Source organism: Formosa sediminum (genome assembly GCF_007197735.1).
GTDB lineage: Bacteria > Bacteroidota > Bacteroidia > Flavobacteriales > Flavobacteriaceae > Formosa > Formosa sediminum.
The window spans coordinates 2,308,861-2,321,244 of the sequence record NZ_CP041637.1; the positions used below are offsets into that span (position 1 = coordinate 2,308,861).

Annotated in this window: 12 protein-coding genes; 11 read left to right on the forward strand and 1 reads right to left on the reverse strand. The window is 33.9% G+C overall.

Annotation, left to right across the window (positions count from 1 at the left end):
- Nucleotides 1-82 precede the first annotated feature (82 nt).
- The gene (locus FNB79_RS10020) at nucleotides 83-535 is read right to left on the reverse strand and encodes a ferritin-like domain-containing protein (protein ID WP_143381173.1); all 453 of its coding nucleotides are present in this window, start codon (nucleotides 533-535) and stop codon (nucleotides 83-85) included.
- A 373-nt stretch (nucleotides 536-908) separates the two neighbouring features.
- Here FNB79_RS10020 and FNB79_RS10025 point away from each other — a divergent pair, with 373 nt between their 5' ends.
- The 11 genes from FNB79_RS10025 (at nucleotide 909) to FNB79_RS10070 (ending at nucleotide 12,112) form a co-directional block, all read left to right on the forward strand.
- Entirely contained in the window at nucleotides 909-2,531 is a 1,623-nt protein-coding gene (locus FNB79_RS10025; protein WP_143381174.1) for a sialate O-acetylesterase, read from the forward strand.
- A gap of 30 nt (nucleotides 2,532-2,561) precedes the next feature.
- Nucleotides 2,562-4,013, forward strand: coding sequence for a glycoside hydrolase family 30 protein (locus FNB79_RS10030; RefSeq protein WP_143381175.1), 1,452 nt, complete (start codon nucleotides 2,562-2,564; stop codon nucleotides 4,011-4,013).
- A 10-nt stretch (nucleotides 4,014-4,023) separates the two neighbouring features.
- The gene (locus tag FNB79_RS10035) at nucleotides 4,024-5,667 is read left to right on the forward strand and encodes a GH39 family glycosyl hydrolase (protein ID WP_143381176.1); all 1,644 of its coding nucleotides are present in this window, start codon (nucleotides 4,024-4,026) and stop codon (nucleotides 5,665-5,667) included.
- A gap of 14 nt (nucleotides 5,668-5,681) precedes the next feature.
- On the forward strand, nucleotides 5,682-6,431 hold the full coding sequence (locus FNB79_RS10040; protein WP_143381177.1) for a DUF6250 domain-containing protein: 750 nt from the start codon (nucleotides 5,682-5,684) through the stop codon (nucleotides 6,429-6,431).
- 95 nt (nucleotides 6,432-6,526) lie between these two features.
- Nucleotides 6,527-6,700, forward strand: a complete 174-nt coding sequence (locus FNB79_RS17225; RefSeq protein ID WP_185967755.1) for a hypothetical protein — start codon at nucleotides 6,527-6,529, stop codon at nucleotides 6,698-6,700.
- Nucleotide 6,701: 1 nt separating this feature from the next.
- The gene (locus FNB79_RS10045) at nucleotides 6,702-7,031 is read left to right on the forward strand and encodes an L-rhamnose mutarotase (protein WP_143381178.1); all 330 of its coding nucleotides are present in this window, start codon (nucleotides 6,702-6,704) and stop codon (nucleotides 7,029-7,031) included.
- Nucleotides 7,032-7,054: 23 nt separating this feature from the next.
- Complete coding sequence (locus tag FNB79_RS10050) at nucleotides 7,055-8,197, forward strand: alpha-hydroxy acid oxidase (RefSeq protein WP_143381179.1); 1,143 nt, start codon at nucleotides 7,055-7,057, stop codon at nucleotides 8,195-8,197.
- Nucleotides 8,198-8,227: 30 nt separating this feature from the next.
- Entirely contained in the window at nucleotides 8,228-9,070 is an 843-nt protein-coding gene (gene kduI / locus FNB79_RS10055; RefSeq protein WP_143381180.1) for a 5-dehydro-4-deoxy-D-glucuronate isomerase, read from the forward strand.
- Between the two features lie 15 nt (nucleotides 9,071-9,085).
- Nucleotides 9,086-9,877 (forward strand): gluconate 5-dehydrogenase, encoded by a 792-nt coding sequence (locus tag FNB79_RS10060; RefSeq protein ID WP_143381181.1) that lies wholly within the window; start codon nucleotides 9,086-9,088, stop codon nucleotides 9,875-9,877.
- A 1-nt stretch (nucleotide 9,878) separates the two neighbouring features.
- Nucleotides 9,879-11,069 (forward strand): DUF4861 domain-containing protein, encoded by a 1,191-nt coding sequence (locus FNB79_RS10065; RefSeq protein ID WP_143381182.1) that lies wholly within the window; start codon nucleotides 9,879-9,881, stop codon nucleotides 11,067-11,069.
- Between the two features lie 71 nt (nucleotides 11,070-11,140).
- Nucleotides 11,141-12,112, forward strand: a complete 972-nt coding sequence (locus FNB79_RS10070; RefSeq protein ID WP_143381183.1) for a type I phosphomannose isomerase catalytic subunit — start codon at nucleotides 11,141-11,143, stop codon at nucleotides 12,110-12,112.
- The last annotated feature ends 272 nt before the right edge of the window (nucleotides 12,113-12,384 follow it).

The window sequence follows — 12,384 nt, forward strand, 5'->3', positions numbered from 1 at the left end:
TTTATTCAATTTTACGTATTTAAAAACCGACATAATTTATAATTAAACTATGTCGGTTTTGAGACTGTTTTATTCTAACAAACTAAGATCTTAAATCTTCGATAGATTTAATTTTAGAAAGACCATTTTCAATAGTATGTTTCTGAGATTCTAAAATCGTTTTAGTACTTAAAGGTAAATCCGTTTCGCTTAAAACATCTTGATATTCTTCTACAGACGCTTTTTCGCCTCTAATAGCCTCTTCTAACATGGCTTCTTCATTGTTTGTAGTAAATGCCGATTTAATATCCATCCAAGTGCGGTGTGCTTGTCCTGTAAAACTTCCACCTTTATCAATGTGTTGTCCATAAGCAGCTAATTCCTGTTTAAGTTCATGTCCAAAGGTTAATCGCTCTTGAGACTTTCTTTTAAAATAATTTTTTAAAGGTGTTTCAGTAACGTTTTCAGCAGCTTTAGCAAACCCTTGTTCTGCATCGTAAGTTTTCTCTAATAAAGCATTCAATTTGTCTCCAACAATATCTGTGTAAGTATTCATAATTTCTTGTTTTTTTGATTAATATTATTTTAATGAATTTAGTTTTTACATATTCATTTACTTCAAAATTACAAGATGTTTACAACTAGAATTATTGCTATCCGTTTAAAAATTAGCTTTAAAAAACGATTTCATTTTTTATAAATAAGTAAAACAAAATTTCTAAACTTTATATCTGTAAACCTGCTTAAACAAAGGGGTTAAAAAGCAGTTATTACTAAAATGAGTTATAAGTTATAGTCAAAGAATTATAATTTATATCGTATTTAACAATGAAGTCCTAATATTACAAAACTAAATGGTGTCAAGGTTTGTCTGGATTAATGTCGAAAAATTTAAACACCAATAAAATAATAAAGACTCTCTAGTATTTATGAACGTGTTTTGTAATACCATCCAATTTTTTAAGCAGTATGTGCTAATTACTTTATTGGTTTTTAGCTGCACACTAGTTGTTAATGCTAATGTAGAAGTACATGCATTATTTTCAGATGGCATGGTCATTCAGCGTGATACTGAAATTCCTATTTGGGGCTGGGCAGATGCCAACGAAATTGTGACTATAGAAAGCAGTTGGGGAGCATCAGCACAAGTTATTACAGCTACAGATGGTACTTGGCGAGCTAATCTTAAAACTCCGGAAGCAGGAGGACCACACAAGATTACGGTGTTTTCAAAAAATAAAATAGAGATTAACGATGTGTTATCTGGCGATGTGTGGTTGTGTACTGGACAATCCAACATGGATTTTGCTATGAATAAATTTGTAGGAGACGCAAGAGAACCGCAGTATCAGCCTTTGGTGGAATATATAAGAAACGAAGTCGCAACAGCCAACGATGATTGGATTCGTCATATTGAAGTGCCTCGTGCCATATCTTTATACAAAAAGAAAACCAATTTTAAAGCCAGTTGGCGGCGTGCCAATCCAGAAGAGATTGGAGATATTACAGCTGCAGGTTATTTTTTTGCAAAAGCGCTTCGGAAACAGGTAAACGTGCCAATCGGACTATTAGAATGTGCTTGGGGTGGAACACGTGTGCAACCTTGGATTTCGGAGGAGACCTATTTAGCCGATAAAAATATGAAAGATTATTTTGAAGCGAGTAGAGCACAATCAGAAAATAAGATCGCTATTATGGAGGCCGACGATTATGTAGATACGGATTATAATAATAAAATGAAGGTTTGGGAAGATAACGGAAAAAAAGGTAAAGCGCCAAAACCAACTCAAAACCCGAAAGATGATATGCAATTACCAGCCACTTTATATAATGGCATGATTTCAAGTATTGTGCCCTTTGCAATTAAAGGTGCTATTTGGTATCAAGGCGAGAGTAATGCCGTGTATATGCCAAACCAATACGAGTATTATTTGACTAAAATGATAAAAAACTGGAGAGACGCATGGAATCAAGGTGAATTTCCTTTCTATTACGCGCAATTAGCTGCTTGTCAACGGCCAAATGATAAAGCAGATAAAGGTTGGGCATCAGTAAATAATCAGTTACGAAAAACATTAAAGGTTCCAAATACAGGCATGGCGGTGTTATACGATATAGGGGAAGCTAAAGATATTCACCCGCATAATAAAATGGATGCCGGAACACGATTAGCACTATGGGCTTTGCAAAACGAATATCAAGTTAATGTGGCAGCGGTTAGCGGACCATTATATAAATCTCATACTGTAAATGGAAAAAAGATTGAAGTAGAATTTAGTGAAGTAGCTCAAGGATTAATGGTAGGTTACAAAGATTTATTAGAGCCTACTAAAGCAGTGAAAGAAGCTTTAAAATGGTTTGAAATTAAGGGAGAAAATGGCGCGTGGAAACCTGCAAAAGCTAAAATAAAATCTAAATCTACCATTGAAGTTTGGGGTAAAGGCATAAAACGGCCTACAGCTGTACGCTATGCATGGTCCGGAAATCCGGAAGGCGCAAATTTATACAATAAATCAGGTTTGCCTGCCGCAGTATTTTCAACAGAAGAATAAAAAAATGAATTAAGAATATTTATAAAAACTATGAACATACTATCTTTTAATAAACTAAAAATTACTGCAGCATTAAGCGGAACTATGTTTTTCTTTTTGGGAGGTCTATGGGCTCAAAATGTCGAGTTAATATCAACTACAGCATCAAGCCGTTGGGAAACTCCGAAGCGTTTTTTAAAGAAACATAAAGGCGATGTAACTCCAGATATTACAATTTATACAGATAGTGTGCTACAGGAAATAGATGGTATTGGGGGAGCCTTTAACGAATTAGGATGGGATGCTTTAAGTGCCTTACCTAAGGAAGCCTCTCAGCAAGTGTTTAATGATTTGTTTTCTGAAGAAGGTATAAATTTCTCAATGTGTAGAATTCCGTTAGGAGCTTCAGATTATGCTTTAAGTTATTATTCAAGTAACGACGTGGCTGAAGATTTCGATATGCGCGATTTTAATATCGATAGAGACCGTTATATTTTAATTCCGTACATCAAAGAAGCATTAAAAGTGAATCCAGATTTACAAGTTTGGGCTTCACCGTGGTCTCCACCAGCTTGGATGAAAGTCAACGAACATTATGCTATGAGGAGTGGTAATTTTGAAAATGCTATTGAAGGGAATCACATGAGTCCCGGAGATCAAATTCTAAATAATGCCACAGCATTTAAAATGCAAGAACAATATTTACAAGCTTATGCCTTATACTTTTCAAAATTTGTTCAGGCTTATAAAAAAGAAGGTGTTAATTTATTTGCAGTTATGCCTCAAAACGAAATTGCCTTCCAACCCAATTGGCCAAGTTGTACGTGGAGACCAGAAGATATGGCTTACTTTATAAATGGTTTTCTTGGTCCGCAGTTCGAGCGTGATAACTTAGATACAGAGATTTGGTTAGGCACAGTGAATTCTGGTAACCCTAATTATGTAAAAACCATTTTAGAGGATAAAAAAGATGCTAATTATATAAAAGGTGTCGGATTTCAGTGGGGAGGCGCAAAGGCGATTCCGGAGGTGCATAAAACGTATCCTAATATGAAATTGATGCAAACCGAAAATAAATGTGGCGAGCATGAAAACGATTGGACATCGCTTGATCGATCTTGGAAAGACCTTGTGCATTACTTTAATAACGGGGCCGGATCGTATATGTATTGGAATATGGTACTAGACCAAACCGGTAAAAGTGCTTGGGGATGGCCACAAAATTCTATGGTTGTTATCGATAAAAACACAAAAAAGGTAACCTATACAGACGAGTTTTATTTATTTAAACATCTGTCTCACTTTGTGCAACCTGGAGATCACTTTATAAAATCGTCTGAGGGAAAAAATCATATTGCGTTTAAATTAAAAGATGGTCGTATTGTGGTCTTAATCAATAACGCTGAAGAAGATAAAAAGGTTGTAAACTTAAAAATAGGAACCGAATCTTTTGGTGTCGAGTTACAAGGGACATCTATAAATACAATTGTTTTAAACAAATAAATTTTATAAAATGATAAAGAAAACCACATATTATTTTCTTACTGTCTTATTGGTGCTCCTATGTTTTGTAGAGCATTTAAATGCACAAAATAATGTAAAGATTAATGTAAATAATGATGGCGAAAAATTTGATCATTATTGGAGTAAGATGGTTGGTGCTGGCCGGGCTAACGAAGCCTTACGTGCCGGTTGGTTAGAGCAAATGCAACAGGTACAAGAAACATGCGGATTTGAGTATGTACGTTTTCATGGTTTATTTCATGACGATATGTTTCCTGTAATTGAAGAAAGAGGAAAATTAGTTTACAATTGGCAATACATAGACGATGTATTTGATAGGTTATTAGATATGAATGTTAAACCATTTGTAGAATTAGCTTTTTTTCCAACGCCTTTAGCCGCTAAAGATTCCAAGACGGTATTCTGGTGGAAAGCCAATATTACTCCGGCAGAAGATTCGTTTGAAAAGTGGCATGATTTAGTTAAAGCTTTTACACAGCACTGCGTAGATCGTTACGGTATAGATGAAGTGTTAACGTGGTATTTCGAGGTGTGGAACGAACCCAACTTATATACATTTTTTTGGGATGGTACAAAATCGCAGTATTTTGAATTGTATAAACAATCTGCCATTGCAGTAAAATCTGTAGATAAACGTTTAAAAATAGGAGGGCCATCTACAAGTAATTTTGTTCCTGACGAACGTTTTGCAGGAGAAACTACGAATGATAAAGTGTCTGAAGCCGTTTTTGCTGCCGATGATATTAATGTTTTAAATTGGAAAGGGGTTTGGATTGAGGATTTCCTTAACTATTGTAAAAAAGAAAACCTTCCTGTAGATTTTGTAAGTACACATCCGTACCCAACAGATTATGCTTTTAATCCAGAAACAGGTAAGGGAAGAGGATTAACACGTTTTGCAAAATCTTTAAAATTAGATTTAGAGTGGTTAAATAAAACCATAAAAAATAGTGCTTACCCAAATGCCGAAATTCATTTAACAGAATGGAACACAAGTCCGAGTAGTCGTGACCTTATGCATGACAGATTACCTGCTGCAGCATATATCGTAAAATCAAATTTAGACTGTATAGGATTAACTAACTCTTTAGCATTTTGGACGTTTACAGATGTTTTTGAAGAAAAAGGAGGTGCATCGAGTATTTTTCATGGCGGTTTTGGTATGATTAATTATCAAGGGTTGGAAAAACCGTCGTATCACGCCTACCGTATGCTTCATCAATTAGGAGATATACAATTATATAAAGATGATTACCTTTTTATAAGTAAGAAATCAACAAATAACAAAATAGTTGCATTAGCCTATAATTATCCAAAAGAATATGAAAATGCTGTGCCTTCTGGAGGAAATAAGCGAGAAGATGGAACTAATAAAAAATTAGAATTTACATTAACAGGTTTAGATGCAGAAACTGTTTTTGAAATAGAAATTTTAGATAAAGATCATGGAAATATTCATAATTACTGGGAAGAGATGGGGAAACCAAACCCTCCAACTCGTGAACAAATTAAGGTAATGAAAACATATGCCAATACCATGAAAACAATCTCAATTAAAGCAGATAAAAATGGGGTTTTAAAAGTTAAGCAGGAAATTACACCTTGGAGTTTGGTGTTGATTAAGCAAATTTAGTAAAATAAAATATTATGATTAGGTTTCAAATTTATAGACAATCAACTATAAGTGCTATGTTAATAATGGTAGCATTTCTATTTACATCTTGTGGAGACAAAACAAAGGCAGTAAATATTAAAGACAATGAAGTCAAGGCAGAATTAATTTTTGAAGAAGATTTTGATTCAGATTTATCTCAATGGAAAGTAGAACAAATGCCAGGAGGAACAGTTCAAATTAATGAAGGAAAACTAGAAATAGATGATGTTTCTGGATGTACTGTTTGGTTAACCAAACCATTTGAAGGTTCCGTACAAATAGAATACGATGTGTTTCTTATACAAGACAATGGGCCTAACGATCGTGTATCAGATTTAAATTGTTTTTGGATGGCTACAGATCCAAAAAATCCTTCAAATTTATTTGCAGAATCTGAAGCACGAGGTGGTAAATTTTCTAATTACGATAGTTTAAAATTATACTATATGGGTGTTGGAGGAAATGATAACAAAACAACCCGATTTAGACGTTATGTAGGTAATGGAGAACGCCCTTTGTTACCAGAAAACGATTTGAGTGATGAAAAGTATATGCTTGAGCCCAATACACCATACCATATTAAAATAATAGCTCACGGTAGCACAATTCAGTATTATAGAAACGATATGTTATTGGTAGATTTTAATGATAATAATCCTTATACATCAGGTTATTTTGGTTTAAGAACAGTAAAAAATCACATGACCGTAGATAATTTTAAAGTTTATAAATTAAAAGAATAAAAACTATAACATATGAATTTTAAATTCTAATACTGAAAATTTAATTAATACAGCAGGAGAGTATTAACCGAGTATCTTACAAACAAACCTTACTAATGAGAAGTATTCTTAAATCCTCAATTATTTCGCAAACTGTGTTGTTTCCTTTTATTGAGGTAACTTCACTTTTTGCGCTATGGGGATTTGCAAATGCTTTTAGTATATCACGTGGTATGATACCGATTTTGTATTACGAGTCTTCTCAGAAATTATTTTTAAAATATAAATAAAATGAAGAGATATTGTTTTGCATTAGATCTAAAAAATGAACCTCATTTAATAGAGTCTTATAAATTATATCATAAAAATGTATGGCCAGAAATTTTAGAAAGCATAAAAGAATCTGGTGTTGAGTCTGCTGAAATTTATCTGGTTCAGAACAGACTATTTATGATTTTAGATACTAATGAAAGCTTTACCTTAGAACGAAAAGCAGAAATGGATAGTAAAAATGAAATTGTACAGAAATGGGAAAACCTAATGCGGCAATATCAACAACCGCTTCCAAAAGTTAATACAAACCAAAAATGGATGCTTATGGATTGCATCTTTAAAATATAAATAAAGTAATAACTTTTTAACTTATGGCATTTAACACCAAATATCCATCTATAGATGATCTTAGAACACGAGCACAACAACGTATGCCGCGCTTTGCTTTTGAATATTTAGATGGTGGTTGTAATGAAGACGTAAACTTACTTAGGAATACTTCCGAACTAAGAGATGTACAATTACGTCCAAATTATTTAAGAGCCCATAAGGGGGCTAATACTAAAACAACATTGTTTGGTATAGAATACGATGCTCCTTTTGGGATCGCACCCGTAGGTTTACAAGGACTTATGTGGCCAAATTCTCCTGAAATTCTGGCTAAAGCTGCACACCACCATAATATTCCTTTTATTTTAAGTACAGTGACTACAAGTAGTATAGAACGTGCTAGCGAATTAACAGAAGGTAAATCTTGGTTTCAATTGTATCATCCAACAGAAAATAGTTTACGAGACGATATTATAAAAAGAGCAGACGCTGCTCATTGTCCAGTATTAGTAATTTTGTGCGATGTTCCAACATTTGGTTTTAGACCAAGAGATATTAGAAATGGTTTAGCCATGCCACCAAAGATGAGTATTCAGAATATTTTACAAGTCCTAAGTAAACCTAGTTGGGCTTTAAATACATTAAGATATGGACAACCTAATTTTGAAACCTTAAAACCATATATGCCAAAAGGATTAGATTTAAAACAATTAGGTAAATTTATGGATCAAACATTTTCTGGGCGTTTAAATGCAGAAAAAATTAAACCTATTCGTGATATGTGGAAAGGTAAATTAGTGATTAAAGGCGTGGCTTGTCATGAAGATGCAGAAGAAGCAATTCGTTTAGGATTAGATGGCATCATTGTATCTAATCATGGAGGTAGACAGCTAGACGCCGGAGAATCTACAATAAAACCTTTAGCATCTATTGCTGAAAAATATGGAGATCAAATTACTGTCATGATGGATAGTGGTATTCGCTCAGGACCAGATGTTGCGAGGGCTCTAGCTACTGGAGCTAAATTTACATTTATGGGTAGGAGCTTTATGTATGGTGTAGGTGCGCTTGGTAATCAAGGTGGCGATCATACAATATCTCTATTAAAAGCAGAATTACAACAAGTTATGGAGCAATTATGTTGTGAAAAAGTATCAGATTTTCCCAACCATTTAATTAAATAAATCTTAAAAATCATTTAAAACAAATAAACTATGAGTACGAATTATGAAACGCGTTATGCGTCAAGTCCAGAAACGGTAAAGACCTATGACACTGAAAAATTACGCAAGGAATTTTTAATAGATAATTTAATGGCAGCAGGTTGTATTAATTTAACCTATTCCCATTACGACCGTTACATAGCAGGATCTGCAGTACCTACCACAAGTGCATTAACATTAGAAGCTATAGACCCCTTAAAAGCTGCTTTTTTCCTAGAACGCAGAGAACTCGGCATTATCAATGTTGGAGGAGAAGGATCTGTAACTGTAGATGGTACCAAATATGAGTTGGGATTAAAAGATGCCTTATATGTAGGTATGGGTAATAAAGAAGTTGTTTTTGCTAGCAAAGATGCAAAACAGCCCGCAAAATTCTACCTTAACTCAGCCCCAGCACATGTTAATTATCCGACTAAAAAGGTAAGCAAATCAGATGCTAATAAAATAGAATTAGGGTCTTTAGAAACAGCCAATCACCGAACAGTAAACCAAATGATAATAGGAGGTATTGTAACTACCTGTCAGCTTCAAATGGGAATGACCGAATTAAAAACAGGAAGTGTTTGGAATACCATGCCAGCCCACGTGCATGATAGACGCATGGAAGTTTATTTTTACTTAGATATTCCAGAAGACCAAGCGGTATGTCATTTTATGGGAGAACCACAAGAAACACGTCATGTATGGATGCAGAACGATCAGGCAATAATCTCACCACCATGGTCTATACATTCTGGGTCAGGTACTTCAAATTATACTTTTATATGGGGAATGGCAGGAGAGAACTTAGATTATAACGATATGGACGTTGCAAAAATAACTGAATTACGATAAAATAAAACAAAGAGAATGTCAACTAAATTATTCGATTTATCAGGAAAAGTAGCGCTTATAACTGGAGGAGTTCACGGTCTAGGTATGGCTATGGCTAAAGGATTAGCACACGCGGGAGCTACCATAGTGGTTAACGATTTATCATCTAATGCAATCGATAACGCTATTGCGGAATATAAGGCAGAAGGAATAGAAGCTCATGGTTATGTATTTAATGTTACCGACGAATCTCAAGTTAAAGAAGGAGTAAAAAAAATAGAATCGGAAGTAGGACCTATTGATATTTTAATTAATAACGCAGGTATAATAAAACGAACTCCTATAATAGATATGGAAGTAGAAGATTTTGCAGCTGTTATTAATGTAGATTTAATTTCTCCATTTATAGTTTCTAAAACAGTAGTAAAAGGGATGATTGAGCGTGGAGGCGGAAAGATTATAAATATTTGCTCGATGATGAGTGAGTTGGGTCGTGATTCGGTTAGTGCCTATGCCGCAGCCAAAGGCGGTTTAAAGATGTTAACTAAAAATATGGCCACAGAATGGGCAAAATATAATATTCAAACCAATGGAATAGGACCAGGATATTTTGCTACATCACAAACGGCACCAATACGTGTAAATGGGCATCCGTTTAACGATTTTATAATAAGCAGAACCCCTGCCGCACGTTGGGGAGATCCTGAAGATTTACAAGGGACAGCCATTTTCTTAGCATCAAAAGCAAGTGATTTTGTTAATGGCCATGTAGTATATGTAGATGGAGGAATTTTAGCAACTATAGGTAAACCTTCAAACGAGGATTAAAATGAAAGATAAGTTTATATATACATGTATTGCAATTTCAATACTCTGTACAAGTTGCGATACTGAAAAAAAGGAGAATCGTTTATTTACCGTAAAAAACACGCTAGAATTATCTAGAAGTTTTGAAACTGTAGAAATATCTAAAAGCGAAATAGAATTAGAGGCAGGAGAGAATTTTGAAGATTTAAGTATACAAGATGTAGAGACAAAAACAATTTTAGTGTCTCAATTTGTAGATGAGGATCAGGATGGAGTATCTGATGTTTTGTTATTTCAACCGGAATTAGATCCAAAATCAGAAAAACAATTTGCATTGGTTAAAAGTAACACAAGCACAACGCAAGATACTATCGCCTATTGTTATTCAAGATTTGTACCAGAACGCACAGATGATTATACTTGGGAAAACAATAAAGTTGCATTTAGAACATACGGACCCCAAGCTCAAAAAATGATTGAAGATTCTATACCAGGAGGAACTTTATCTAGCGGAATAGATGCTTGGTTAAAAAAAGTAGAGTATCCCATTATAGATAAATGGTATGCGAAGAATGCAAAAAATCCAGGAGCTTACCATATAGATCATGGGGAAGGTTTAGATAATTTTCATGTAGGTTCAAGTCGAGGAGTAGGAGGGTCTGCTGTAAAGATAGATACCTCCTATTATATTTCTAAAAATTTCACAGACTGGAAAAGAATAAGCACAGGTCCAATACGAACAAGTTTTGTGTTAGATTATGCAGATTGGGATGCTGCAGGGCAAACCATCTCAGAAGAGAAACACATTTCTTTAGACTACGGAAATAATTTATCAAGATTTGAAATACATGTATCAGGAACAGATGAATTGTCAGTAGGTTTAACTTTACATGATAACGAAGGCACAATAACAGAAACCGTATCAGAAGGATGGATTTCATATTGGGAATCTAATTATTTCAATTCAGAATTAGGTACAGCAGTAGTAGCCCCAAAAGGTGTGATGCAATCATCAGAGTATTATGTAACCTCGATGAAAGATAGAAGTAATCTCTACGCACAACTTAAGGTGAATGATAATAAAGTCGTATATTACGCTGGTTTTGCTTGGAAGGAGTCACAACAATATCCAACCAAAGCATCATGGGAGACGTATTTACGTGAATTTTCACAGAAAATAAACACACCATTAGAAGTTACATTTAATAAGTAAGAACAAAACGAATTGAAAGCGGTTTCAAGATTTCGGTTTTGAAACCGCTTTCTTTTTTAATACATATAAATATGTCATTATATCCAATAAAATTCACTCCGTTATATAAATACAGAATTTGGGGTGGTGAGAAATTAAAAACAGTATTGCATAAAGATTACCAAGAAGATCATATTGGTGAATCTTGGGAGATATCAGATGTAAAAGGAGATGAAACTGTAGTTAGTGAAGGTGTCCTAAAAGGAAAAACTTTAAGAGCTTTAATTGAAGCATATAAAGAAGATGTAGTAGGAAAAACAGTATATAATGTGTTTGGTGCCGAATTTCCATTATTAATTAAATTTATAGACGCCAAAACTCCTTTATCCATTCAAGTACATCCAAGTAACGAAATAGCTAAAGAACGTCACAATTCATTTGGTAAAAACGAAATGTGGTATGTTATGGAAGCAGAAAAGGATGCAGAACTAATAGTAGGGTTTAATCAACAAGTAGATAAAACGTCGTATGTAAAAGCATTAGTGTCTGGTCAGATTCTAGATGTATTAAATAATGATACCGTTTCAAAAGGCGATACGTATTACATCCCAACAGGTCGTATTCATGCAATAGGTGCAGGTGTTATGTTGGCAGAAATTCAGCAAACATCAGATATTACTTATCGTATTTATGATTACGATCGTGTAGATGCAACCACGGGAAAGACAAGAGAACTTCATACCGAGTTAGCTGTCGATGTAATAGATTATAGTGTAAGCGATAGTTATAAAACAAAATACACTAAACCAGATCACGCAACTAATACATTAGTACACTCACCATACTTTAAAACTAATATAGTAAATGTAAAAGGTGAAATGCAAAAAGATTATACTGCATTAGATTCTTTTGTTATATATATATGTGTAGAAGGCGAATTCGAATTAATTTGGAATGACGTTCCATATAAATTAGTAAAAGGAGAAACAATATTTCTTCCAGCTCTGATTGATGCAGTAACATTACAGTCTACTAATGCTGATGTTTTAGAAGTGTATTACTAAATGTGTAATCTGAACTCATTTTCATTTATTATAATATGATATAATAGAGGAAATGCGTTAAATGACTAAATTGTTTAGCAAATACTGAAAGTTTATGTGACCTAATAAAGAATTAAAGGAGACTGGCACACATTATAAAAGACAACTTAATAAAGTCTATTCACTTTTAATAGTTTTAGGATTTACTTTATTACTGTTGTAAACAAGCACTTTTAATATTTAATTTATCCAGAATTATTTAAGTTGCAAGCTAAACATAAATATAACCTATT